The following is a 23,556-nucleotide window of genomic DNA, read 5'->3' on the forward strand; positions in this document are numbered from 1 at the left end:
ATTCGTCTCTCCTTTTATAAACCTGAATACTGTAAAAGCCCTTTTGCTTTTTTATATACAGGATAATCCACTAATTTATTCCTTACCGAAATAGATGCACTGCCCTTTTGTTCAGCCTCCTCAAATGCTTCTACAATTTCTCTGGCTTCCTCCAGAATTTTTTCATCCGGAGTAAAAACCTGATGAATAACATTTAGCTGTTTTGGATGGATGGCCAGCTTGGATTTAAATCCTGAAATTCTCGCCCGGTCTGCCTCTCTGTTTAACCCTTCTTCATTGGATAGATCAGGGTATACTGCATCCACTGGGCTGCCGATTCCGGCTGCTCGCGATGCATTAACAATTTGGGATCTCGCATAATAAAGTTCTTCTCCGCCATCCGTCAGCTCGCAATCTATATCTAGTGAATAGTCAATAGAGCCAAACACAAGCCTCGAAACTAAGTAATGAGAATTTGCAATTTCAAAGGCAAAGTGAACGCCAGACGCTGTTTCGATAAGGGGCAGCACTTCAAAAGTATTCCCTTTTCTGCCCGCTCTTTCAAGCAGCTCAAGTACTGTTTGGCAAATAACTTTCATATTGCTGCCGCTTTCCGCTTTTGGAACAACGATCCCCTTCGCACCTGATTCCACGGCACACTCGATGTCCTTTCTCCAATACACTGTAGTAAAATCGTTGATTCTAATATATACATCTTTTTCAGCCGGATAATTTAGTAAGTAGTTTTTTGCTCTTTCTCTTGCAATCTCTTTTTCATTAATGGCTACAGCATCTTCCAAATCGAAAATAACGCTGTCTGCTTCACTGGATATTGCTTTTCCCATCATTTTTTCAGAAATGGCTGGAACAAATAAGTAGGACCGCTTGGGTGCCATCGTAACTCCTCCTTAATGGATATTGGATCCGATTCTAATGAAGAAATAACTTACTCAATTACTTGAGTAAGCGCATTCCCTGCCCTCATGATGTGATTTTCAACCAGCTGCCTTAGCATAATAGGATCCTTCAATTCAAGTGCTCTTAACATTTGTTTATGCTCTTCATTCGAAACAAACATTGTTTTTGGAATGAGGCTTGGAACATGTGCTGGATAACCCTCAATAAATTCCTTCGTCAGCAATTTAATTTTTTTCCAATCGCATCCCTTTTGCAGCAGCATGTGAAACTGATGATTATGGGTGATAAAGGAATCCATATCATTGTTATCAATATCCTGATCCATTTTTTCAACCAATGTGTTTAGTTCAGTCCTATCCTTTTTAGTAAGAAAATTCATTGATTTTTGGACTGTGATGCCTTCCAGGAGTGCCCTCAGATAATATAACTCTTCTATATCTTCCCTTTTAAAGCCAATTACCTGGGCTCCTTTATGGGGAAGAAATGCCACTAGTCCTTCTCTCTCCAGACAGCGAAGCGCCTCCCTTACAGGCATCCTGCTCACGCCAAATCTTGCAGCTAATTCATCTTGAATCAATCTTTCCCCTGGTTTATAAACCTGGGTAAAAATAGACTCCCTGATCATATCTGTCACTTTTTCTTGTAATGTATGAAACTCTTTGACTTGGTTCATTTAAAAACTCCTTAGACATTAACAGCTTTAAAGATTATTTTGCTAAAAGCAAAGAAATTTGCGGGAAGATGACAATCAAAACAAGCGCAACGAACATCAATCCAAAGAATGGAAGAACCCCTCTTACGACTTCCCCTACCTTCTCTCTTGTTATGCCGCTCACAACGAAGAGATTTAATCCAACTGGAGGTGTGATCATTGCCAATTCCATATTAATTGTCATGATGATCGCAAAATGAATAATATTGATATCAAACATCACTAAAACCGGTAGCAGGATTGGCAGTGTAATTAAAATGATCGCTACAGCTTCCAGGAACATTCCCAGTACGAAGAACATCAGATTAACACCAATCATAAATATCCACTTATTAGTTGTGCTTTCTTCAATCCAGGCTGCAAAGTTTTGCGGAACCTGCTCTGTCGTCAAGAACATTCCAAAGATCATAGCAGAAGCAATAACCAGGAAAATCATCGAAGTAATATTGATGGATTCTTTAAGTACTTCCCTGAACTTAGGAAATGACATTTCTTTATAAATAAAAACCGAAACAATGATTCCGTAGAAGCAAGAAACAAATGCTGCTTCAGTTGGGGTTACAATTCCTGAGTAAATACCGCCGAGTATAATTACCGGGAGAAGGAATCCCCAAATGGCTTTATAGGTTTTTTTCCAGCGGACATTCATTGGCTCCTTCGGTAATTTCCCATAGTTATTAATTCGTGCATTAACAATTGCAGAAACAAGTAAAATACCGCCAAGCATTAATCCAGGGATAATACCTGCAGCAAATAACTTACCAACAGACTCTTCTGCAACTGATGCGTAGATAATTAATGGGATGGACGGCGGAATCAGGATTCCAAGCGTTCCGGATGCTGCAACTAATCCCATCGCATATCGCTTGCTATAGCCTGCTTTAACCATTCCAGGAATCATAATGCTTCCAATAGCTGCTGCTGTGGCAGGGCTTGACCCTGAGATTGCTGCAAAAATCATGCATGCAAGGATGGTTACAACCGCAAGTCCTCCGCGAATATGACCTACCCACGATTTTAGAGCTTCAATCAAATGATATGATATACCGCCTTTTGACATGATGATTCCGGCAAATACGAATCCTGGAATAGCCATTAGTGTTGCGGAGTTTAAAGAGTTAAACATTTTTTGGATGACAGTATAGAGTGTAAAATCGATCATTGAAAGAGCCACGATACTGGATAACCCCAAACTGACTGCAATCGGGACTCTAATAAGACATAAAATGGCAAACACCAAAAATAACACTAAAACCGGACTCATGCTCCTACTCCCTTCTGCTCAGCTTCTTTGTTTAATTCCTGCATTTCTTCATAGAGATGTTCAAGCTCTCCTGTGATTTCACGTTTATCTCCTGTAAATGCCCGATAAGCCTTCACAATAAAGTACAGCCCCAGTAAACCCATTCCCACTGGCAGAACCAGATAGGTGATCCAGATTGGAATACCAACATCGATGGTAGTAATCCCCTGCTCCTTTGAAAGCGTTATCAATTCCAGGGATGAAAAAGCGAGATAAAAGGAGAAGCCCGCTCCTATTATATTACTAATACCGGCAACGATCTTTTTTACTGCTTTTGGCAGCAAATCAAACAATAACTCTACTTGAATATGGCGATTGTCTTTTAAGGCCATTCCAAAGCCGATAAATATGGCCCAAACGAGCAGAAATTCGAAAATCTCTGTTACCCATGCCTGTGGTGCATTAAGAACATATCTTGTAAATACACCGTATAAACTTACCACTACTCCTCCAATAAATAGCAATCCAGCTGCTCCTTCTTCGATGCGATCGAGCCATTTAAAGAGCTTCATACAACTCAACTCCTTTTTTGGATTGTATCCAATCCGCGCTTGGTTTCTTTTTCAATATACAAGAAATGAAAATAAAAATAAACAGAAAATTTTATTTTTTTATTATTTTTTGTGTATTCACAATATTCCGCTGTTTTGTTATACTATTTTCATCAGCCTGTATTAGCACCTGGTCAAAACTTGTTTTGTATCCAAAATCCAAAAAGGAGGTCGAAAGGTGGTATTAAAAGACAGGACTTTAGCATTAATCAAGAAATCCTTCATAGAATGTTTCAAGGTAGCTGAAGAGAATCTCGAAAATATTGCTTTTGTCCAAAGAAGAAATAGGGTTGGCTCTTTACATAAGGGGCTTAGGGGAGATGCTTCTTTATGAATGAAAATATTGGCTTTATCGGACTAGGAAAAATGGGTCTGCCAATGGCAAAGAATCTCCTAAAGAACGGATACAATGTTTTTGGAGCAGATGTAAGTGAAAATGCATTAGAAGAACTCCAGGCATTGGGCGGAAATACCGGCAGCATGGAAGATTGGATTCGTAAAGTGGAGTATATTGTGTTGATGCTCCCTTCCTCTGCCATCGTTAACAAAGTATTAGAAGATATTATTGACGAAATATCTTCCAGCACTCAGAAACATCAGAATTCGCTCATGATTATTGATATGAGCAGTTCTTATCCGACTGATACAAAAGAGAACAGCAATAAGCTGGAGCCCTATAATATTGGTTTTGTCGATGCTCCTGTAAGCGGGGGAGTCAAAAAAGCAGTTGATGGGACATTGACGATTATGGCTGGAGGATCAGCGGAACATTTCGAGAAATGTAAGCGTTTGCTAGGCGCCATGGGCAGCAGTATTTCTTTAGTCGGGCCATCCGGAAGCGGCCACTTAATAAAAGCAATCAATAATTACTTATCAGCTACCCATCTTTTAGCATCTTGTGAGGCTGTACAACTGTTGGAGAACTTTGGCGTGGAACCTGAAAAGGCAATCAATGTCATTAATCAAAGTACCGGCAGGAGCGGCTCTACAGAATACAAGTTCCCGAATTTCATTTTGACAGAAGCTTATAATTCGGGATTTTCTCTTGAACTGATCAAAAAAGATATAGGTATGGCAAATCAGCTTTTTAAGGATGCAGGTGCCGCTACTTCATTGCCTCAAATGATCTATCAAAAATTCAGTGAAGCAAGCAATGTACTGGACAAAGAAGCTGACCATACAGAGATAAATAAATTTGTCTCTGCCTATTTATTAAAAAGGGGGATTTTAAATGAAGAAAATGAAAAAATTGTTTCTGGCGGCTCTTGCTCTGGTAATGATGTTCGCCCTGGCGGCGTGCGGCAATTCTGAGAAAACAGAGGGCTCAGGAGGCGGAGCAGAAAGTGATGGAATACAGGAGATAACCATTAAAATTTCTCACGTTGTAGCTGAAAATACTCCTAAACATCAAGGTGCTCTTAAAATGAAAGAAGTCATTGAGAAAGAGTCAGACGGCAAAATAAAAGTTCAGGTTTATCCAAATAGCTCCTTATTTGGCGATAAAGATGAATACCAGAACCTTGTAGCAAACAATGTCCAATTCATTTTACCGGACATGTCAAAGCTGGTTGGTAACGACCCTGGATTTAATATCCCTGCCATGCCTTTCCTATTTGAAAGTGATGAGGCAGCAAATGCATTCTGGGATGGAGAAAAAGGACAAGAAATCTTTAAGCGTTTAGAAAAAGATGGTGTTTTAGGCCAGGCAATGTGGCCAAATGGTGCAAAGCACATGACTAATGATAAAAAAGCGATAAAGAAGCCAGAAGATTTAGATGGAATGAAAATCCGTACACAAGGCGGACAATTGCTTGAAGCAATCTATGCTAAGCTAGGAGCTGGTTCTGCTTCCATTCCTTTCGGTGAATTATATACTGCCCTTCAGCAGGGAACTGTTGATGGACAGGAAAACACATTCAGCAACATAGAGTCCAAGAAGTTTGACGAAGTTCAAAAGTATATGACAATTATGGGCCATACACGTGTTGACTATGCATTGCTTACTAACACTAAGTTCTGGGATAGTTTAAACGAAGAAACAAAGGCGGTTGTACAAAAAGGTGTTGACGAAGGAACCAAGCTTGCAAGAGAATCTGCTAAACAGCTTAACGACGATGCTTTGGCAAAATTAAAAGAAAATGGGCAAGTTGAAATCAATGAGCTTTCAGATGCTGAAATTGAAGAATTCAAGAAAGCTCTTGAACCAGTTTACAATGAATGGGCTGAAAAAATCGGCAAGGATATCATTGAGGACGCAGAAAGCAAATAATTCTTTTATTTCAAGTGAAATCTAAAGAACAACCGCAGCCATTAAGGCGCGGTTGTTTTTTACGTATCCTAAGACAATTTTTCAACTTTGTCATCAGCCGTTGTGATAAGCCGCCGTCTCAGAGGAATTTTCCTGCCGCCCGCGGAATATAGAGCATGGAGCAGAAATATCAGACAGCTTAAAATAAAAAGAATCCCAGGAGCCTGGGATTCTTTTCTTATTAAAGTAAGAGTTAAACAGAAACCGCCTTTTTAAGCCTTCTGCAAATTTCATCCCCAACCTCTTCTGTTGACGATGTTCCGCCAATATCTGGAGTCTTTATACCATCATTTGTAACATCCTCGATTACATCCAGTAGCTTTTTGCCCAGTTCCTCTTCACCGAAGTGGTCCAGCATCATTTTGGCAGTCCAGATTTGTCCGATTGGATTAGCAATTCCCTTGCCTACGATATCAGGAGCAGAGCCATGAACCGGCTCAAACATGGATGGATACTTTCCGTTAAGATTGATATTAGCTGCAGGTGCAATTCCAATGCTTCCCATAATTGCGCCTCCAATATCGGTTAATATGTCGCCAAATAGATTGCTTGCTACGATGACATCAAATATTTGAGGACGAGTTACAAAAAATGCAGCTAGTGCATCAATATGGTAGGAAGCTGTCTGCACATCCTGATACTCTTTCTTGACTTCGTTGAATACTTCATCCCAGAAAGGCATGGAATGGAAAATGCCATTAGACTTGGTAGCTGAGGTCACATGGCCCCTTCTTTTCTTTGCAAGTTCGAAGGCATAGCGCATGGCTCTTTCTGTTCCTTTTTTTGTAAAAACAGCATTCTGGATGGCCAGTTCATCCTCACCTTTGTGAATTCTCCCTCCTACTTCGCTATACTCTCCTTCACTGTTTTCCCTGACTACGATTAAATCAAAATCATTAGGGTTGACCAGAGGCGACTTTAACCCTTTAAAATATTTTGCCGGACGAATATTAATAGATTGTTCAAATTCCCTTCTGATTTTAATTAACAGGCCCCATAAGGAAATGTGGTCCGGCACTAATGCTGGGTTACCGATGGCACCAAGAAAAATAGATTCAAAGTTTTTTAATGTTTTTAAGCCATCTTCTGGCATCATCTTCCCATGTTCAATATAATATTCGCTGCTCCATGGAAAGGATTGAAATTCGAATTTTAATCCGCCATGTACTTCTGCAACCGTTTCTAATACCTTTAATGAAACTGGTACTACCTCTTTTCCGATTCCGTCTCCCGGTATTACGGCAATTTCATATTTTTTCATGATCATACAGCTCCCTTATTTGTTTTTTGGTTATAATTTTCATATTTTGCAATCTCCTGCTGGTATAAATCGTCCCCGTTTGAATCATAAGCGACAAGCAAAGGAAAATCCTGAACTTCTAATCTTCTTATCGCTTCCGGCCCTAAGTCTTCATATGCAACCACCTGGACAGCTTTCACTCTCCTGCTTAAAATGGTTGACAACCCTCCAATAGCAGCAAAAGAAACAGCTCCATATTTCTTGCAGGCATCCTTGACCAAATCCCTTCTTGGCCCTTTGCCAATCGTTCCGACAACACCATATTCGTACATTGCAGGTGCATAGGGGTCCATTCTAAATGCAGTAGTCGGTGCCACCGGCCCTATTACCTGACCAGGTTTTGGAGGACATGGACCTGCATAAAAGATGACTTCTCCTTTTAGATCCACTGGCAAAGACTGATTATTTTCAAGCAGCTCTACCATTCTTTTATGTGCAGCATCTCTAGCCATGTAAATGGTTCCTGAGAGCAGAACCGTATCGCCGATTTTCAATTTTTTAATGTCTTCCTTGGTAATAGGTGTTTGCAGCCTGTATTCCGGCAAACTGATCCCTCCTAACTCTTCGTTTATATAACAATTGTTTTCTTTCTTGCAGCATGACACTGAATATTGACTGCAACAGGCAAAGCCGTAATATGACATGCGTAGGTTTCAATAGGTACCCAAAGGGCTGTACTCGTTCCGCCAAGTCCCTGCGGTCCAATCCCTGTATCATTAATGGCTTCAAGCAGTTCCTGTTCCAGCTCTGCAATGTGAGGATCAGGATGATGAACACCGATTTCTCTTAATACAGCATGTTTCGCAAGAGAAGTTACCTTATCAAAACTGCCGCCAATCCCTACTCCTACCACAACAGGCGGGCATGCCTTTCCTCCAGCCTCTTTGATCGTCTGAAGGACAAATTTCTTCACACCTTCAGCACCTTCTCCAGGGAGCAGAAATTTCATGGCACTCATATTCTCACTGCCGCCGCCTTTTGGCAGGACAGTAATTTTAATTTGATCACCAGGCACAATTTCCGTATGTACGACAGCTGGTGTATTATCGCCTGTGTTTACGCGCAGCAAAGGATCTCCTACAACAGATTTTCGCAAATAGCCCTCTCTGTAGCCAGTCCGTACTCCTTCTTGTATGCTGTCCAGGTAACTGCCTCCTGTAATATGCACATCCTGTCCAATTTCTACAAAAACAACTGCCATCCCCGTATCATGGCAATAAGGCATGTGATTGGTTTTGGCTTCATCAGCATTTTCCAGGAGCTGCTGAAGAATAGATTTGCCGATCGGAGAAGCTTCTGTTTTTTCGGCACGCCTAAATCCTGCCAAAACATCCTCCGGCAAATAGTAGCAGGCCTCCCAGCAAAGCTTGGCAACGCTTTCAGTTAAAACCTCAGCATCTACAATCCTCATTTAATTCTCCCCTTTTCCCTCAATAAGCTTAATCAGGTTTTTTAAATCCTCTTGCGTATGTTGCATTAAGCTTTGTGCAGCTTTTTCAGGATCTCTTTCTCTAATAGCATTAAAAATTTCTTTGTGTCCTTTTAAAATGGTTTGTCCGCGTTCGTTGCCCTCTATATTCAAAAGCCGATAATAATAAGTTAAGGAATGAAGTTCATCCACCAGTTTTTTTAACCTTACATTTTCGCTTATTAAAATGATTTGCTCATGAAACTTTGTGTTCCACTTTACGATTTCTTCTTTATCATTTTGTTTGATAGCAGTTTCTGTTCCAGCTAAAATTCTTTCCAGTTCTGCTATTTGCGACCCGGTTGCCCGCTCTGCTGCCAAAGCCACAGCAGCGGATTCAAGCGCAATCCTGCAGCCATATATATCTTTTACATCTTTCAGCGTAGGCTTATATACAGTTATCTGCGATTTTTCATCCATGATCAAAAGGCCCTCATTAATTAAAGTCCGGATCGCTTCCCGCACAGGGCTGCGGCTGATGAAGAATTGCTTGGCAAGCTGGGCTTCGTATAACCGGTCTCCTGGTTTATATTCTCCGTGCCAAATTCGCTCTTTAATGGTTTGCTGAATTTGAAGGTAAAATGGAAGTGCTTTCTCAAGAGGTTTCTGGCTCACATTCCCCCCCCCTTTCATTCCTTATGTGGTAATCTGTCGTCTGTCGACAGCTTTAATTTTATAATAGTATCAATTATCAAACCATTTAATAAATAAGGAAACACCATTCTTTTTAACCTTTCAGAATGGTGTTTTATAACTAGAAGTAGGGCGAAGGCAAACTATTATTCTTCTATTCCCATTTCCTTGAAAATTTCCTGGGCAGTCTTAAAGCTATCCAATGAAGCCGGCACTCCGCAGTATATTGCAGCCTGTAAAAATATCTCCTGAATTTCTTCTTTTGTTACTCCATTATTAATTGCACCGCGTAAGTGAAGCTTTAATTCATGCGGGCGATTCAACGCAGTCAGCATAGCTAAATTGATCATGCTTCTCGTCTTTTTAGGCAACCCATCTCTAGTCCATATTTCTCCCCAGCAATATTCCGTCACTAACTCCTGAAGAGGCTTTGTAAAACTAGTAGCATTTTTAATTGAATTATCAACATACTCAGCCCCTAAAACTTCACGCCTCACTTGCAATCCTTCATCAAATTTTACACTCATTTTATATCCTCCTTTGTTTTAAGTTTTAGCTCTGCTAAATTTGCCTGTTGATTTCCGCTCCAGGCACTCAGCGAACGCGGGCGGTCCGACGCTCCTCGACGCATTCACGCCTGCGGGGTCTCCCGACGACACGCTCCTCCCGCAGGACTTTGAATAAGCTTCCTTGAATAAACACCGCACGAAGAAAATGCGATAGCATTTTCGAGGAGCTCGTGCCCTCCGCTCCAATCAGCAGGGTGCTAAAATCGACATTGAACGTTAACACACCTTATGTTTTAAAAAAAATGTACCTAACGCGATTGCAACTGCCTGCCCTTTTTCATCTATGATTCTGCACTCGGAAACAACTGTGCTTTTTCCTAAATGAACGATTGCAGGTTTTGCATACAACTTTTCCCCTTTGCCAGGTTTGATATAATTCATTTTCAATTCCAAGGTGTAGACTTGAGAATCTTTTGGTATCTTGGTCATTATGTGGAAACCTATGGCTACGTCTGCCAATGTGTAGAGAGCCCCTCCTTGGGCAACATCATATGTATTAGCGTTCTGCATTCCCAATTTCATGCTCATTTCTCCATTTTCTTCAAAGCCGATGCCTAAGAGCCTGCCTGTGTAATGAAGCTCCTTTTTTGATCCTTTAAGCGCCTTGATCACATGGGAAACTTGATCTAATTCCTCGCTTGAAAGATCCTCCATTTCTTTTAAAATATCACTGGCAGCTGTCATAGTGTTAATTCGCAGTCCTCCTCTCTTATTCATTGAATATTTAACCACCTAATATTAGGATACTGGATCCAATCGAAAATATCTACACTTTTCTGAATCTTTTTAATAATTCATAAAAAGTTTTATATAATAAAACAAAATAAGATTCTGCACTATTAAATTATTAATATTTATGATACAATAAAAATAATTATAGGTATAAACTATAAATTTTATATAAGGGTGACATTTAGATGGATATAAAACAATTAGAGGTTTTTAATACGATCTATAAACATAAAAACTTTTCAAATGCAGCGAAAGAGCTTTTTATTTCGCAGCCTACTGTAAGCGCTCACATTAAAAGCTTAGAGGAAGATCTAGGGCTGCAGCTGTTTAACAGAAAAAATAAAGCGATGGGCAATTTAACGGATGCCGGAAAAATTCTTTATCAGTATTCCACCCAAATCCTTTCGCTTGTTAAGGAAGCTGAAGCTTCATTGGCCAATTATAAACAAGGCCATTCCGGTTCCTTGTCTTTGGTTACTTCGCATTCGTTTTGTTATTGGGTTTTGCCAAAAATATTAGAGAATTTTAGTCACCTATATCCGTCCGTTGACATTATCCTGCATACAGAATTTACACCCAAAATGATTGAAATGGTTTATAACCGTGAGGTACACTTTGCCATCGCAAGAACGAGTACACCTGACTTCAGCGACGACCTTCTTCATAGTGAACTGATTGGACAGGATCCTTCTGTTTTTGTTGTTTCACCACATCATCGACTCGCCGATGCAACAGATGTATCAATTGAAGACATTCTGCAGGAACTATTTATTGTTTACGGGAAAAAGTCAAGCTTCTGGCCGCAAATTGAAAGTATTTTTACCAATATGGGCTATACTCTTAAAACAGGAATGGAACTCAATGATATTAATGCAGTTAAGAAAATGATTGAAATCAACATGGGGATTTCCATTTTACCGCAAATTTCGGTTCAAAATGAGCTTGAGAACGGAACGATTAAAATGGTTAAAGTTGAAGGCTTTCCCCAAATCATGCGATATTCAAATTTAATATACCAAAAAGATTTAATCATGACAGGAGCTATTGAAAATTTCGTTAAATTCATTCATGATACCAAGCCTTATTCCTTGGAAGGACCCATTTAAAAACAGGCTATCTCAAAAGTTTTTTGCACCCTGTTGATTGAAGCGGAAATCAACAGGCCAAATTTTAAAGAGCTATTGTCTTACCAAAAGAGGGTGTCCAAAAGCTATACTTTTGGGACACCCTCTTTTTTAAATGTTTTTAGCTTTAATTCCCGGGGTTTTTGTAATGAATCCCCATAAATCTTGTGAATGTTGAAGAACCCTTTCACCAAGGTGCCTGGCCAGCATACTCTCTGAACCAAATTCATCGCGCCAGGACCACAACCGCCTCGTGCTTTGGTGTAAAGAATGTTCGTCTGTAAAACCCATAGCGCCATGTACCTGATGGGCAATCCGGGAGCCTGCCTCTGCTGCATCACCAAGCTGGATTTTTGCCATGGCAGCTTCCTCCGCACTAATCTTTGAATCAATATTTGAGATGATAAAATCGGCAACAGCCAAAGAAGCTGTTGTTTCACCAGCTAAAGCAGCTAGATTCTGCTGAACAGCCTGGAATTTGCCAATGGGCCTGCCGAATTGTGTTCTTTCTTTTGTATAAGTAACCGACAGCTCCAAAGTTCTTTCCAAGGCACCTGCCATTAGCATTACCCTTGTAAGTGCCGCCAGATTAATAAATTCACTTATCATTATATTGTCTATGTCCTTGACCTCATGTTCATTCAGGCGGATTTGGTTGAGAAGGACTTCATCACGAGGCTCACCTGCTAAGTTCTCATGGTGGCGGGCTTCACAATTTTCTAATGATACATTGGCAATCATTCTTTTATTTTCAAAAGTTTTACCTAAGACTGTAATGGTTTTGGCATTTCTGGCCCATGGAACATATTTCGCTTTACCAGATAGTACCCAGCCCGAGTCTGCCTGGTCAAATTCAATTTCATTTTCAAAAGAAAACGTACTAATTTGATCACTTATGGGCAGGCCGCTTTTTTCCAGTGCGATATTAGAGAGGATATTTTCAGCCAGTGGCACAGGGGCAGCATAATATCCTGCGGTCTTGACCAGGGACATAAAGTCGCCTAAATCACCTCCGGATCCGCCCCTCTCTTCACTAATTCCAACTGAGGTAACTCCCAGTTCTTCAAGTGTCTTCCACAGCATTGCCGGGAATTCACCTTTCTCTGCAGCTGTAATTAACTCCTTTGTACAAAGATCTTTTAATACCTTGCTTACCGTATCCTCCAGCATAGACCTTATTTCACTCATCGTACTCCCAACCCCCTTGCAATGATCCCGCGCAGTATTTCTGTCGTTCCTCCCCGCAGAGTAAAGCCTGGGGCATGAAGAATGGCCTGAGCCAATAATGCATCAAAACTTGATTCTGCTGTTACGGAAGGATTGCTTGGAATCAGCAGCCTTGCTACTTTAATAATTTCATTTTCATATTCTGTTCCCAGGTCTTTTACAAGGGCTGCTGCGATTTCCGGTGATTTTCCCTGCTCAAGCAAACCAGCTACACCCAAAGACATTTTACGGAGTGTCCACAACCTGGCAACAAGACGTCCAACTGCAATTTTGGCATAATCGCTGTCAGAATCTGAAAGCCTTCTCACTAACTCTTCCAGAAGCGGGTATGTACTCATAAACCGCTCAGGGCCGCTCCTCTCATATGCAAGCTCTGCGAGGCTTTGCTTCCAGCCTTCCCCCTCTTTCCCGATTATCATATCCTCCGAAACCTCAACGTCTTCCATGATGACTTCATTAAAATGATGCTCCCCCGTCATTAAGTGGATCGGACGGATCGTTATCCCTGGTGCAGATAGATCCAGCAGGATTTGGCTTAGTCCCTCATGTTTTTTATCACCTACAGGGGCAGTGCGGACTAATGTAATCATATAATGAGCATGGTGGGCTCCACTGGTCCATATTTTGCTTCCATTAACAATCCATTTATTGCCGGACTTTTTGGCCCTGGTGGAAACGGAAGCAAGGTCTGATCCGGAATTAGGCTCGCTTAAGCCAATTGCAAAATAGATTTCTCCTTTTGCAAGCAATGGCAGAAACCGCTGTTTTTGCTCTTCGGTTCCGTAGCGCAGCAATAAAGGGCCTGTTTGCCGGTCCCCAAACCAATGTGCTGCAACTGGCGCTCCTGCTGCAAGAAGCTCTTCGGTTACCACAAATCGTTCTAAAGCAGATCGTTCATGGCCTCCATATTTTTTAGGCCAGGTCATTCCAAGCCAGCCTTGATGACCGATTTTACGGCTGAATTCTGCTGAGTAACCTCCCAGCCAAGTGTCACACTTTGGTTCAAAGCTCCCCTGTTTTCTTTCCTTATTTAAAAACTCTCTTATTTCCTTTCGCAAAAATTCAGCATCTTCCGGTAATTCAATATTGGGCAGAGTTAATTCCTTCAAAATCATTCCTCCTATATACCAAGAGTCAAAAGATATTAACCAGAAATATGCTTACCTGCCTTTAAACACAGGCTTTCTTTTTTCCTTAAATGCAGCAAGTGCCTCGTTGCGGTCTTCTGTTTTCAGCACTCTTTCATATGCTTCAGCTTCATATAAAAGTCCCTCTTCCAATGTCACTGACCGGCCAAAATTGATTGCCGCCTTTGATTCCCGTACGGATAAAGGTGCATTCTGGTTAATTTCCGCCGCTATTTCCAGGGCCCTTTCCATTACTGGCTGATCTCCAACAGTCTCATTAATCAAGCCGATGCTTAAAGCCCTTTCGGCACTTATCTTTTTGCCGGTAAGGATTAACTCCTTTGCATATAAGTCACCAACTGCTCTTAGAAGCCTTTGTGTCCCGCCAACACCAGGAATTATTCCAATCCTGACCTCGGGCAGGCTAAATAAACTATGTGAGGCTGCTATTCTTAAATCACAGGCAAGGGACATTTCAAGCCCCCCGCCTATGCATAATCCATTTACAGCTGCAATAACAGGCTGAGGAAGGCTTTCTATTTCCAGATAGGTTTTCCTGGCTTTTTCAAGGTAACCCTGCACTTCCTTTGAATTCATGTTAATCCTCTCTTTTAAATCCGCACCAGCTGTAAAGGCTTTGGATCCGGAGCCTGTAATAATAATTGTTTTATAGAAGTTAGAATCCTTAATCTTGATCAGCGAATCATGCAGCTGCAAGATCGTTTCATAATCAAGTGCGTTATAGCCATTTTCCCTATAAAGCTGTAAGATTGCCGTCTCGCCATTTTCCTGAAAAATAACACTCAATATACTTCACATCCTTGATTCCTTGTTTGTGAACCATATGCAGCGGTTAGATTGCTTTTACCATTCCTCCGTCTACCAACAGGGAAGTTCCGGTAACAAATGAGCTTGCATCAGATGCGAGGAATGCAACGACCTTTGCAAATTCTTCCGGATTCCCATAACGCCCTAAAGGGATCGACTTTTTAGAGGCTTCCTCTATTTCCTCACGGGTTTTCCCCTGATTATCTGCTTTCATTTGATCTAGGAACGCGACCCGATCAGTCGCAATTCTTCCCGGAGCGACTGTGTTTACGAGGATGTTATATGGTGCCAGTTCTTCTGCCAGGCTTTTGGCCAGCCCAACCACTCCTAAACGGAAGGTATTGGATAGAATAAGGCCAGGAATTGGCGTTTTAATAGAAGAAGAAGCGATGTTAATAATACGTCCGCCCTCTTTCTTTAAATCTGGAAGGGCAGCCCGAACCAGCCTAACATAGCTTAATAGATTTAATTCAAATGCATTTTGCCAATCTTCATCATTAAATTTTTCGAAAGTTCCCCCTGGAGGGCCACCTGCATTATTTACAAGAATATCAATTTTCCCTAATTCTTGATTTGTTTTTTGCAGCAGTGCCTGGATCTCTTCGGGTTTTGTAATATCGCACGAAAAATAAGAGACTTTGCCTTCACCCAAGCTATTAATCTCTTCCTTCACTTGCTGCAGTTTATCTTCATTCCGGCTTGTTAGCATCACATGGGTTCCCTCTTTGGCCAGTTCGGATGCGATTGCCTTTCCTAACCCCTGGCTTGATGCCACTACTAATGCTACTTTTCCTGCTAGATTCAGCTCCATACTATACCGCCCATCCTTTAATTTTTTATTTGTAGTAGAATTGTTCTTCTTACCTGTTGATTTCCGCTCCAGGCACTCGCTATCCCCGGGCGGTCCGGGAGCCTCCTCAGCGCGAGCGCTTGCGAGGTCTCCCTTTAACACGCTCCTCCCGCAGGACTTTGAATAAGCATCCTCGAATAAACACCGCACGAAGAAAATGCGAATGCATTTTCGCGGGATTAGCGCCTTCCGCTCCAATCAACAGGGTGCTAAGATCAACTATGAGCATTAACACACCCTTGAATTACCTGCCAGATCTTTATGGCAGCCGGGTTACGCAGAATTGTTCATCATGACCGAGAACTTCAGATTTTACATATTTTCCTGAAGCCACTTCTAAAATTTCCTGATAAATTTCATTTCCCATTTGTTCTAACGTCTTTTCTCCATTTAGTACCTGTCCTGCATTGATATCGATGTTTTCTCTCATTTTTGTGTAGGTCTTTGGGTTGCCGGTGATTTTTATTACGGGAACACCAGGAAATCCTGTTGGCGTACCTCTGCCTGTTGGGAACAGGATTATTTGTGCGCCGGCTGCCACTTCCCCTGTCGATACCTCTCCGTCGTGGCCAGGAGAATCAAGTAAAAACAGCCCTTTTTTATCAGGCTGGTGTCCATATTGAATAACACCTGAAAAAGGAGCATTTCCCGACTTCTTCATGCTTCCGAGAGACTTTTCGACTACGCTTGACAGCCCCCCTGCATAATTTCCTTTGGAAATTAAATGTGTTCTCTCTTTATTGCTGGAGTTTTGAGTCTGCTTTCTCAGCTTTTCTTCGGTCCTAAAAATCGTTTCCCTTATTTCATTGGCTACTTCTTTATTAACAGCTCTTCTCGCTAATATTTCTTCCGTGCCAATTAATTCGGTAATTTCACTTAGAATCGAGGAACCCCCTTGGGACACAAGCTTATCAGAAGCTATTCCTAAAGCAGGGTTGGCAATTAAGCCGGAGGTCATATCCGAACCCCCGCAATTTAATCCAATCATTAATTCACTTACAGGTACTTTTTCGCGAACCTGCCTTGAAGCAATCTGCTGCATTTCCCTAGCAATCTTGCTTCCTTTTTGAATGGCTGCCAGTGAATCTCCTTCCGTCTGAATGACGACGGTTTCCAGCATTTTATTTACGGGTGCAATTCCATCCGCCAATTCATATGGAGAGAATCTTTCACAGCCCAGGCCGACTACAACTACACCTGCAAAGTTCGGATTTTTTCCAATGGCGATTAAAGTTTTGGCTGTAACCTCCAAATCTTCCCCAACCTGGCTGCAGCCTACCGGATGCCGAAAATAGACGCTCCCCGGGACCTGGTTGGCAATTCTTTCGGCCACTTTAGCCGAACAAAAAACAGATGGGATAATGGCTATTTGATTCCGGACACCTACCGAACCATTTTTTCTCCGAAATCCCATAAATGTATCTGCCATTATTTCATCCCCCTTTCACAGTACATATTATGGTTATGGATATAAGCTCCTCTTTGGACCGGGACCATCATTTTTCCAATTTCTTCTCCGTATTTTAAAACGCTTTCATCTTTTTCAATACCTGATATTGCTACTTTATGACCGAAAGCTATGTCCTCCAGCAGTACGACCTTTTCTTCTCTGTCACTAAAGCGCAGAATACATTCTTCTCCTTTTTTCAAATCAGTAAGGGCAACAGCCACATTATCTGAGCGATCTATCACAAGAGCAGCTTTCTGAGGATTAATAGTTTTTTCCATTGTTAACCTCCTAGTTAACTATACTGATGGACAGTCAATTTCCTTTGAATATCTCCGTTCTCGTCAAATGCTAGCTGATGTGATCCTTTTATAGTAAACTTGCGGTTTGATTTTTTTAGCTCCTCGATCACAGGGGATGTTGCAAATAAACGATTTAAATGAAGAGTATTTGGGATTTGAACAATTTTAATTGTTTCTTTGGCGACTTTTGGCCCGAGGCTATAGATGGCTGTTTCCACTGCTTCCTGTTCTGTGTCAAATATCATAGGAAGCATGGCACGTCTTAAATATGTTGACGTAAGTGCATTCGTATATGTAGATTTTCGGTCCATTTTGTCCACCAATCTTTGTGTCGTAAAATCAGCCAGTCCAATTCCTTGTGCATTGCCAAAGGACTTTTCTGCCAGATCCAGGACAGCCAGCTTGCTGACAGCAGGATTTTCCGGCTCCTGTACACCATCAATACGCCATCTTCCTATGATATTGGGGTCCATGCCAGTACCGCTAAAGCATTTACCCATTTCTTCCACCAGGAGTAAATCAACTTCATTCACTGGCAGGCTCGGCATCATAGCTTTGGAATAATTGAGAAGTTCCGCTTCCCTGGAATGCCAGTTTTCCACAGTTACACCTGCTATATCAGCCGTTTCATCATAGCCATTTTCGATAATAGCCAGTCCCATCAGAATAGGACTGTTTTTTAGGGCAAAAGAAGATACCGCTTCTATATTTTCTGCCATTTTTAGAGCGCCGTCGCTATGGACAAAAGAAGCGCCTTTTATTTTGCCGAGTCCAATCGTGACCATTTTACTCAAGCCGCTTTCCACTCTTCCTCTAAAAGCTGTATGAGCTTTAACTCGGTTGATAACCAGGATACCGTCAGCTTCATAGGCGTTTTTGTCCATGTAAACCGGCTGACCTTTAGGAGTGTGGCCTAAAAGCTGTACCTCCATGGAAGAACGGATTTCTGTGCCAACCGTTTCCTCCGTAATGCCCAGATGTCTAAGAACCTCTATCTGCCCTTCCGCTGTTGCACGTCCATGGCTGCCCATTGCCGGAACCAGAAAAGGCTTGAAGCCTCTGTCCTGCAGAAAAGCTGCTGTTTCTTTCAGGATCTGAACAATATTGGAGATCCCTCTGCTTCCCGCAGTAATCGCTATCTCTGCATTCCCCGGCAAACTTTCTGTTGAGAGATATTTACTTAACTCGCTGTGTATTTTCCCTTTAATATCAGTAAGTCGATCATCTGGAAATTGCTGTTCAATTTCATAAAGCGCGAACAACTCCTCACTCCCTTTCATTTTTCAAAGAACCATAGTAAAAAAGGCAATTATATACCATTAGTATAAGATATTTCTGAAAATTAAGTCAATAAATTATTGATTATCTTTATTAATTTATTATATTTTATAGAAAATATTAATAAAATGAAATATAATTATATTCATAATTTTCATTTAAAATTGTTTGGTTTGGCTGGCAAGCTATTGATTGGAGCGGTAGGCGAGAGATCCTCGTAAATGATTTAACCTTCCCTTCACCCCGGTGTCTATTCAAGGATGCTTATTCCATGTCCTTCAGGAGGAACGTGTCAGAGGAAATCCCGCACGCGGATGCGCCGAAGAGGTCGTACCGCCCACGGTACGTTGTACGCCCAAAGCAGAAATCAACAGACAAAATTAACGTAGCAAATTTTTAATAGAAAAGGAGAATCGACCATGACAGAGGGTAATAAAACAAAAAATTTGACCTCATATGGAGATAAGGGGTTTAGCCAATTTATTAGACAAGCCTTTAACAGGCATCTTGGCTATGACCCTGAGGATTTTACGAAACCTGTTATCGGCATATGCAATACTAAGAGTGAAATTAACCGCTGCCACTCCCATATTGAACCTTTAATTACAGCCATTAAAAATGGTGTCCTTATGGCTGGCGGAATCCCATTGGAGTTCCCTACTATATCTTTAGGCGAAATTAACACAAGTCCGACAACCATGCTTTATAGGAATCTGGCAGCTATGGATACAGAGGAAATGATTCGTGCCCAGCCTATCGATGGAGTCGTATTAATTGGGGGATGCGATAAAGTAACGCCATCTCAGCTGATGGGTGCGGCCAGTGCCAACATTCCTTCCATCCTTATTACAGGGGGGCCAATGAATAATGGTGAGTATGAAGGCCGGACTTTGGGAGCTTGTTCTGACTGCAGGTTTTTTTGGCAGGAATACCGCGGTGAAAAAGTAAATGACCAGGAAATTAATGAAATAAATAAGGCGCTGGCTCCCACTGCCGGACATTGTATGGTTATGGGCAGTGCCAGTACGATGGCTGTATGTGCAGAAGCAATGGGAATGATGCTTCCCGGCGGTGCTGCCATCCCGGCAACACACAATCGCAGGCTTGAACATGCAGTTCAGACAGGAAAGAAGATTGTTGAATTAGTAGAAAAGAATATTACGCCGTCACAAATCATTACAAGGAGATCACTCGAAAATGCCGTACGAATGTTAATGGCTGTAGGAGGATCAACAAATGCCGTCATACATCTAACAGCCATTGCAGGGCGTTTGAATATCGAACTGCCGCTGGAGCTATTTGATGAACTAAGCAGAACCACACCATTTATCGCCAATCTGCGCCCTGCTGGCAAGTTTCAGATGGAGGACTTCTTTAAAGCAGGCGGTGCTCCTGTGGTACTGAAGGAGCTTGAATCTTTGCTGTATACAGAGGAATTAACGGCCACAGGAAAAAGCCTTCGTGAAAACTTAGAAGATGTAAGATGCTCTGATACATACAGAGAAATTATTACACGTTTCGAAAAACCATTGCATCAGGAAGGAGGCATAGCCGTTTTAAAAGGCAATCTTGCACCGAATGGAGCTGTCATAAAACCGAAGGCCGCAACTAAGGAGTTATTAAAACACAAAGGACGAGCTGTTGTTTTTACTTCATTAAAAGATCTTGAAGAAAGAATCGATGATCCGCAGCTTGATATCTCACCGGACGATATAATGGTGCTGCAAAATGCAGGACCGATAGGCGGTCCAGGCATGCCTGAAGCAGGGATGCTGCCGATTCCACAGAAGCTTTTGAAACAGGGAGTACGTGATATGATTCGAATTTCCGATGCCAGGATGAGCGGCACTGCCTTTGGTACGGTCATACTTCATGCTGCACCAGAAGCTGCTGCAGGGGGTCCCATCGGCCTTGTTAAAACAGGTGATATAATAGAACTTAATGTAGAGGAACGGGTCCTTCAGCTCCATGTTACAGATGAAGAGCTGGAAAAGCGGCGTATGGAATGGAAACCGCCTACATATTTTGAAAGAGGCTATACCTCTCTGTATCAAAAGCACGTTCTTCAAGCTGATAAGGGATGTGATTTTGACTTTTTGGTTTCTAATCCCGATAAACGCTAATTGATAGAAGTGGGCTGTTCCCGCAATGGAGAACAGCCCATTTTTTCAATTTGCTTTTAAGTCCTTCACAGGATTTTTTAACGTTTCAAAACCATCAATTTGGCATTCTACTACATCTCCATCACGAATGACGACCGCTCCTGGAGTTCCAGTGGAAATAATGTCCCCCGGAAGAAGTGTCATAACTTTGGAATGGAAAGATACTAGGTGCCAAGGATTAAAGGTCATATTGGAAACAACATTTTTCCGGTGCAATTTTCCATTGATAACTGTAGAGACATTTAAACCTAGTACATTTTCTACTTCATCTGGTGTCACTAACTGCGGACCAAAGCTAAAGAAAGTATCAAAGCTTTTTGAACGGGTTAGATAGCGGGGATTCAGCTGCAGAATATCTTCTGCAGTCATATCTATAATCGTAGTAAAACCAGCAATCACATTCGGTGCATCTTCAATGGTTACGTCCTTGCATTCTTTTCCGATTATAATACCCAGTTCGGACTCTGCTGTTGTACGGTTTGATTGGGTCGGTATTTTTATTGTATCTTCAGGGCCAATAATGGATGTTGTCGGCTTCATAAAGCTTGCTGGTTCTGTACTTGGAGCAGATTCACTTAAATCTGCTGCATGTTCTACATAATTTAACCCTATGCCCCAAATTTTTGGGGGGAATCGGTATAAAGGACCGTATTCAATATTGCTTGCTGGAATTACCTCATGAAAATCTTCTATCATACTTTTTCCGCCATTATTATACCAATCTGTTAAATGCCTAAGCTGTCCGGAGTCGATAATTTCTAAAACCTTTGTTGACCAATTTGAATTCAGGTTTTTATTGATGGAGTCTACCAGTACCGCACCTTTTCCGGTTATGATTGCAGCCTTCTCTTCCCCAAATCTTTTTACCGTTGCTAATCGCATATTTTCATCTCCCTATAATATATGTATGGTTTCCTGTATATGACTTAGCAATGACATTGTCAGTTTTCAGCGGTTTCTACTTCAATCCCTTTTTTCTTTAAGGTTTCATCGACCCATGACCGGTCCCACAGTCCCTGGCCAATTGATCGCATAGTCTCTTTTTCCTTTGCTGCCAATTCAAGTGCTTTTTCTAAAACAACTCGGGCTTCATCTCTTGGGATTACAACAACGCCATCATCATCTCCGACAATAACATCACCTGGGGAAACGGGAACATTTCCGCAGCTAATGACTGTATTTATCTCGCCTGGCCCTTCTTTATAAGGCCCCCTGGGTGTTGTTCCCTTTGCAAAAACAGGCAGCCCCAGTTTGGCAATCCCTAATCTGTCCCTTACAGCCCCATCTATTACAAATCCGCCAATCCCTTTCGTTTTTGCATAAAAGGACATGATTTCACCAATGATGGCATGTTCTGTATCACCGCTTGCATCTATAACGATAATATCCCCCGGCTGTGCAATGTCCATCGCTTTATGTACAAGTAAATTGTCTGAAGGATGGGTCCGGACCGTTAAAGCACTGCCAGCCATGTGAACTCCAGGCTCGTTGACAGGCTTAATCGCATAGTTCATTACCCTCATTCTGCCCATCACATCTCCAAGAAGGGAAGTGGCGATCATTCTGCATCCATCGATGATGCTCTGGTCACTCCGCACAAAATCATTTATAACACGATAGCCTGTTCTTCCCATTTACATACCTCCAGGATTCTATTTATGATTTCTTCTAAATTACCTGGCAGTTAAAAGAGATTTATTGATGAGGGACGGCGGTGTTTCTCCAGATAAACCCTTTACCAGGTTTTCAGCAGCAAGGTAAGCCATTTTAGCTCTTGTTTCTGAGGTAGCCGAACCCATATGCGGGAGTGTAACTGTATTTTTCATCTGCAGAAGCGCATGATCACGGTTTATTGGTTCTTCTTTATAAACATCAAGCCCGGCACCTGCTATTTGCCTGGTCTTCAAAGCTTCGACTAAAGCTTCTTCATTTACAGTCTCCCCCCTGGAACCATTTATAAAAATGGCGGTCTTTTTCATTAATTGAAATTCACGATAACTGATCAAATCTTTCGTTTCTTCAGTAAGAGGAGTCATTAAGCAAACAAAATCTGACTTGGACAGCAGCTCATCAAGCTCGGTTTTCTTTGCGCCATAAAGTTTTTCGGCATTTTCATTCCTGCTCCTGTTATGGTATAAAATCTCCATATCGAACCCAAGGTTAGCCCGTTTGGCAATGGCCGAACCAATTCTCCCCATCCCAATAATGCCGAGAACTTTATGATGAACATCCAACCCAAATAGATCTTCCTCTATAAGTCTCTCCCACTTCCCATCTTTCACAAATCTATCCATTTCGCAAATTCTTCTAGCAGTAGAAAGCAACAATCCAAATATGGTATCTGCGGTAGTATCGGTTAAAACATCAGGTGTATTTGTTGCCATTATTCCCCTGCTTGTGAGTTCATCCATATCAAAATTGTTATAGCCGACTGAAGCATTGCAGACAATTTTTAATTGAGGGGCTTTATCAAGCAATTCTTTATTGATGCTCATACTGCTTCCGAGGAGCCCATGTGCATCAAGTAAATCCTTTAAAAAATCCGGATTTAACCAGCTATCCAGATTTTCATAATAGCTAACCTGGCAATATTCCTTTATATAAGACAGAACTTCATGGGGTACTTTTTTATAAATCACAACTTTTGGTTTCATATCTGCTCCTTAAATCCATATTAGAGTTTTCAGGGCTAAGCAATACATTATGGCTTTGACTGTTTTTCCCATATTCGACATCTT

General features: G+C 41.5%; 25 protein-coding genes. 5 read left to right on the forward strand and 20 right to left on the reverse strand.

All coding sequences use genetic code 11. From position 1 onward, the window contains the following. Window positions 1–14 precede the first annotated feature (14 nt). The 4 genes from DFO73_RS22220 to DFO73_RS22235 are packed head-to-tail and all read right to left on the reverse strand — an operon-like array spanning window position 15 to window position 3,424. Entirely contained in the window at window positions 15–875 is an 861-nt protein-coding gene (locus DFO73_RS22220) for an HpcH/HpaI aldolase/citrate lyase family protein (RefSeq protein ID WP_110066882.1), read from the reverse strand. Window positions 876–925: 50 nt separating this feature from the next. Continuing rightward, window positions 926–1,570, reverse strand: a complete 645-nt coding sequence (locus DFO73_RS22225; protein WP_110066883.1) for a GntR family transcriptional regulator — start codon at window positions 1,568–1,570, stop codon at window positions 926–928. Between the two features lie 34 nt (window positions 1,571–1,604). After that, complete coding sequence (locus tag DFO73_RS22230) at window positions 1,605–2,873, reverse strand: TRAP transporter large permease (RefSeq protein ID WP_110066884.1); 1,269 nt, start codon at window positions 2,871–2,873, stop codon at window positions 1,605–1,607. Further along, entirely contained in the window at window positions 2,870–3,424 is a 555-nt protein-coding gene (locus DFO73_RS22235; RefSeq protein ID WP_110066885.1) for a TRAP transporter small permease, read from the reverse strand. Before DFO73_RS22235 ends, DFO73_RS22230 begins: the two co-directional genes overlap by 4 nt. Window positions 3,425–3,641: 217 nt before the next feature. Here DFO73_RS22235 and DFO73_RS28865 point away from each other — a divergent pair, with 217 nt between their 5' ends. The 3 genes from DFO73_RS28865 to DFO73_RS22245 are packed head-to-tail and all read left to right on the forward strand — an operon-like array spanning window position 3,642 to window position 5,732. Then, entirely contained in the window at window positions 3,642–3,797 is a 156-nt protein-coding gene (locus tag DFO73_RS28865) for a hypothetical protein (protein ID WP_181396096.1), read from the forward strand. Next, window positions 3,794–4,774, forward strand: coding sequence for an NAD(P)-dependent oxidoreductase (locus DFO73_RS22240; protein WP_110066886.1), 981 nt, complete (start codon window positions 3,794–3,796; stop codon window positions 4,772–4,774). Before DFO73_RS28865 ends, DFO73_RS22240 begins: the two co-directional genes overlap by 4 nt. Continuing rightward, window positions 4,695–5,732 carry a DctP family TRAP transporter solute-binding subunit gene (locus tag DFO73_RS22245; protein ID WP_110066887.1) on the forward strand — a complete coding sequence of 346 codons (1,038 nt, stop codon included), beginning with the start codon at window positions 4,695–4,697 and terminating at the stop codon, window positions 5,730–5,732. The genes DFO73_RS22240 and DFO73_RS22245 overlap by 80 nt, the downstream gene beginning before the upstream one ends. Before the next feature lie 232 nt (window positions 5,733–5,964). On the opposite strand, the gene DFO73_RS22255 is transcribed toward DFO73_RS22245, so the two are convergent. The 6 genes from DFO73_RS22255 to DFO73_RS22280 all read right to left on the reverse strand — a co-directional run bounded on the left by DFO73_RS22255 (window position 5,965) and on the right by DFO73_RS22280 (window position 10,458). After that, window positions 5,965–7,038: a tartrate dehydrogenase gene (locus DFO73_RS22255; protein ID WP_110066889.1), complete on the reverse strand. Its 1,074-nt coding sequence runs from the start codon at window positions 7,036–7,038 to the stop codon at window positions 5,965–5,967. Then, window positions 7,035–7,616, reverse strand: a complete 582-nt coding sequence (locus DFO73_RS22260; protein WP_110066890.1) for a FumA C-terminus/TtdB family hydratase beta subunit — start codon at window positions 7,614–7,616, stop codon at window positions 7,035–7,037. The genes DFO73_RS22255 and DFO73_RS22260 overlap by 4 nt, the downstream gene beginning before the upstream one ends. A gap of 23 nt (window positions 7,617–7,639) precedes the next feature. Further along, the gene (locus tag DFO73_RS22265; RefSeq protein WP_110066891.1) at window positions 7,640–8,482 is read right to left on the reverse strand and encodes a fumarate hydratase; all 843 of its coding nucleotides are present in this window, start codon (window positions 8,480–8,482) and stop codon (window positions 7,640–7,642) included. Further along, on the reverse strand, window positions 8,483–9,154 hold the full coding sequence (locus DFO73_RS22270; protein WP_181396097.1) for a GntR family transcriptional regulator: 672 nt from the start codon (window positions 9,152–9,154) through the stop codon (window positions 8,483–8,485). 164 nt (window positions 9,155–9,318) lie between these two features. Further along, on the reverse strand, window positions 9,319–9,699 hold the full coding sequence (gene pcaC / locus DFO73_RS22275) for a 4-carboxymuconolactone decarboxylase (protein ID WP_110066893.1): 381 nt from the start codon (window positions 9,697–9,699) through the stop codon (window positions 9,319–9,321). Between the two features lie 258 nt (window positions 9,700–9,957). Then, window positions 9,958–10,458 carry a PaaI family thioesterase gene (locus DFO73_RS22280; protein WP_110066894.1) on the reverse strand — a complete coding sequence of 167 codons (501 nt, stop codon included), beginning with the start codon at window positions 10,456–10,458 and terminating at the stop codon, window positions 9,958–9,960. 200 nt (window positions 10,459–10,658) lie between these two features. On the opposite strand from DFO73_RS22280, the gene DFO73_RS22285 reads away from it, so the two are divergent. Beyond that, the gene (locus tag DFO73_RS22285; RefSeq protein WP_110066895.1) at window positions 10,659–11,579 is read left to right on the forward strand and encodes a LysR family transcriptional regulator; all 921 of its coding nucleotides are present in this window, start codon (window positions 10,659–10,661) and stop codon (window positions 11,577–11,579) included. Between the two features lie 129 nt (window positions 11,580–11,708). Here the strand turns inward: DFO73_RS22285 and DFO73_RS22290 are convergent, their stop codons facing one another. The 7 genes from DFO73_RS22290 to DFO73_RS22320 all read right to left on the reverse strand — a co-directional run bounded on the left by DFO73_RS22290 (window position 11,709) and on the right by DFO73_RS22320 (window position 18,640). Further along, on the reverse strand, window positions 11,709–12,785 hold the full coding sequence (locus DFO73_RS22290) for an acyl-CoA dehydrogenase family protein (RefSeq protein WP_110066896.1): 1,077 nt from the start codon (window positions 12,783–12,785) through the stop codon (window positions 11,709–11,711). Further along, a complete protein-coding gene (locus DFO73_RS22295; protein WP_110066897.1) occupies window positions 12,782–13,939 on the reverse strand; it encodes an acyl-CoA dehydrogenase family protein in 1,158 nt (385 codons plus the stop codon). The genes DFO73_RS22290 and DFO73_RS22295 overlap by 4 nt, the downstream gene beginning before the upstream one ends. Window positions 13,940–13,984: 45 nt before the next feature. Continuing rightward, window positions 13,985–14,758 carry an enoyl-CoA hydratase-related protein gene (locus tag DFO73_RS22300; RefSeq protein WP_258309693.1) on the reverse strand — a complete coding sequence of 258 codons (774 nt, stop codon included), beginning with the start codon at window positions 14,756–14,758 and terminating at the stop codon, window positions 13,985–13,987. 46 nt (window positions 14,759–14,804) lie between these two features. Then, the gene (locus DFO73_RS22305; protein WP_110066940.1) at window positions 14,805–15,590 is read right to left on the reverse strand and encodes an SDR family oxidoreductase; all 786 of its coding nucleotides are present in this window, start codon (window positions 15,588–15,590) and stop codon (window positions 14,805–14,807) included. 298 nt (window positions 15,591–15,888) lie between these two features. Next, window positions 15,889–17,058: a UxaA family hydrolase gene (locus tag DFO73_RS22310; RefSeq protein ID WP_110066899.1), complete on the reverse strand. Its 1,170-nt coding sequence runs from the start codon at window positions 17,056–17,058 to the stop codon at window positions 15,889–15,891. Further along, window positions 17,058–17,357 carry a UxaA family hydrolase gene (locus DFO73_RS22315; RefSeq protein WP_110066900.1) on the reverse strand — a complete coding sequence of 100 codons (300 nt, stop codon included), beginning with the start codon at window positions 17,355–17,357 and terminating at the stop codon, window positions 17,058–17,060. Before DFO73_RS22315 ends, DFO73_RS22310 begins: the two co-directional genes overlap by 1 nt. A gap of 14 nt (window positions 17,358–17,371) precedes the next feature. After that, window positions 17,372–18,640, reverse strand: coding sequence for a nickel-dependent lactate racemase (locus tag DFO73_RS22320; RefSeq protein ID WP_258309694.1), 1,269 nt, complete (start codon window positions 18,638–18,640; stop codon window positions 17,372–17,374). 435 nt (window positions 18,641–19,075) lie between these two features. Between DFO73_RS22320 and DFO73_RS22325 the strand changes: the two genes are divergently transcribed. Continuing rightward, the gene (locus DFO73_RS22325) at window positions 19,076–20,779 is read left to right on the forward strand and encodes a dihydroxy-acid dehydratase (protein WP_110066902.1); all 1,704 of its coding nucleotides are present in this window, start codon (window positions 19,076–19,078) and stop codon (window positions 20,777–20,779) included. 45 nt (window positions 20,780–20,824) lie between these two features. Here DFO73_RS22325 and DFO73_RS22330 read toward each other — a convergent pair whose 3' ends face one another. Genes DFO73_RS22330 through DFO73_RS22340 form a run of 3 tightly spaced genes read right to left on the reverse strand, consistent with a single transcriptional unit; the run spans window position 20,825 to window position 23,472 of the window. Then, a complete protein-coding gene (locus DFO73_RS22330) occupies window positions 20,825–21,700 on the reverse strand; it encodes a fumarylacetoacetate hydrolase family protein (RefSeq protein ID WP_110066903.1) in 876 nt (291 codons plus the stop codon). Between the two features lie 59 nt (window positions 21,701–21,759). Next, entirely contained in the window at window positions 21,760–22,452 is a 693-nt protein-coding gene (locus DFO73_RS22335) for an RraA family protein (protein WP_110066904.1), read from the reverse strand. A gap of 39 nt (window positions 22,453–22,491) precedes the next feature. Further along, window positions 22,492–23,472 carry a 2-hydroxyacid dehydrogenase gene (locus DFO73_RS22340; RefSeq protein ID WP_110066905.1) on the reverse strand — a complete coding sequence of 327 codons (981 nt, stop codon included), beginning with the start codon at window positions 23,470–23,472 and terminating at the stop codon, window positions 22,492–22,494. Window positions 23,473–23,556: the final 84 nt, after the last annotated feature.

This window comes from Cytobacillus oceanisediminis, from assembly GCF_003182355.1.
GTDB lineage: Bacteria > Bacillota > Bacilli > Bacillales > Cytobacillaceae > Cytobacillus > Cytobacillus oceanisediminis_A.

What these genes read in the sequence shown, in the direction of transcription:
- DFO73_RS22220 (WP_110066882.1), bottom strand. Translation starts at nt 875, where the DNA reads ATGGCACCCAAGCGGTCCTACTTATTTGTTCCAGCCATTTCTGAAAAA.
- DFO73_RS22225 (WP_110066883.1), bottom strand. Translation starts at nt 1,570, where the DNA reads ATGAACCAAGTCAAAGAGTTTCATACATTACAAGAAAAAGTGACAGAT.
- DFO73_RS22230 (WP_110066884.1), bottom strand. Translation starts at nt 2,873, where the DNA reads ATGAGTCCGGTTTTAGTGTTATTTTTGGTGTTTGCCATTTTATGTCTT.
- DFO73_RS22235 (WP_110066885.1), bottom strand. Translation starts at nt 3,424, where the DNA reads ATGAAGCTCTTTAAATGGCTCGATCGCATCGAAGAAGGAGCAGCTGGA.
- DFO73_RS22240 (WP_110066886.1), top strand. Translation starts at nt 3,794, where the DNA reads ATGAATGAAAATATTGGCTTTATCGGACTAGGAAAAATGGGTCTGCCA.
- DFO73_RS22245 (WP_110066887.1), top strand. Translation starts at nt 4,695, where the DNA reads ATGAAGAAAATGAAAAAATTGTTTCTGGCGGCTCTTGCTCTGGTAATG.
- DFO73_RS22255 (WP_110066889.1), bottom strand. Translation starts at nt 7,038, where the DNA reads ATGATCATGAAAAAATATGAAATTGCCGTAATACCGGGAGACGGAATC.
- DFO73_RS22265 (WP_110066891.1), bottom strand. Translation starts at nt 8,482, where the DNA reads ATGAGGATTGTAGATGCTGAGGTTTTAACTGAAAGCGTTGCCAAGCTT.
- pcaC (WP_110066893.1), bottom strand. Translation starts at nt 9,699, where the DNA reads ATGAGTGTAAAATTTGATGAAGGATTGCAAGTGAGGCGTGAAGTTTTA.
- DFO73_RS22280 (WP_110066894.1), bottom strand. Translation starts at nt 10,458, where the DNA reads ATGAATAAGAGAGGAGGACTGCGAATTAACACTATGACAGCTGCCAGT.
- DFO73_RS22285 (WP_110066895.1), top strand. Translation starts at nt 10,659, where the DNA reads ATGGATATAAAACAATTAGAGGTTTTTAATACGATCTATAAACATAAA.
- DFO73_RS22290 (WP_110066896.1), bottom strand. Translation starts at nt 12,785, where the DNA reads ATGAGTGAAATAAGGTCTATGCTGGAGGATACGGTAAGCAAGGTATTA.
- DFO73_RS22295 (WP_110066897.1), bottom strand. Translation starts at nt 13,939, where the DNA reads ATGATTTTGAAGGAATTAACTCTGCCCAATATTGAATTACCGGAAGAT.
- DFO73_RS22305 (WP_110066940.1), bottom strand. Translation starts at nt 15,590, where the DNA reads ATGGAGCTGAATCTAGCAGGAAAAGTAGCATTAGTAGTGGCATCAAGC.
- DFO73_RS22310 (WP_110066899.1), bottom strand. Translation starts at nt 17,058, where the DNA reads ATGGCAGATACATTTATGGGATTTCGGAGAAAAAATGGTTCGGTAGGT.
- DFO73_RS22315 (WP_110066900.1), bottom strand. Translation starts at nt 17,357, where the DNA reads ATGGAAAAAACTATTAATCCTCAGAAAGCTGCTCTTGTGATAGATCGC.
- DFO73_RS22325 (WP_110066902.1), top strand. Translation starts at nt 19,076, where the DNA reads ATGACAGAGGGTAATAAAACAAAAAATTTGACCTCATATGGAGATAAG.
- DFO73_RS22330 (WP_110066903.1), bottom strand. Translation starts at nt 21,700, where the DNA reads ATGCGATTAGCAACGGTAAAAAGATTTGGGGAAGAGAAGGCTGCAATC.
- DFO73_RS22335 (WP_110066904.1), bottom strand. Translation starts at nt 22,452, where the DNA reads ATGGGAAGAACAGGCTATCGTGTTATAAATGATTTTGTGCGGAGTGAC.
- DFO73_RS22340 (WP_110066905.1), bottom strand. Translation starts at nt 23,472, where the DNA reads ATGAAACCAAAAGTTGTGATTTATAAAAAAGTACCCCATGAAGTTCTG.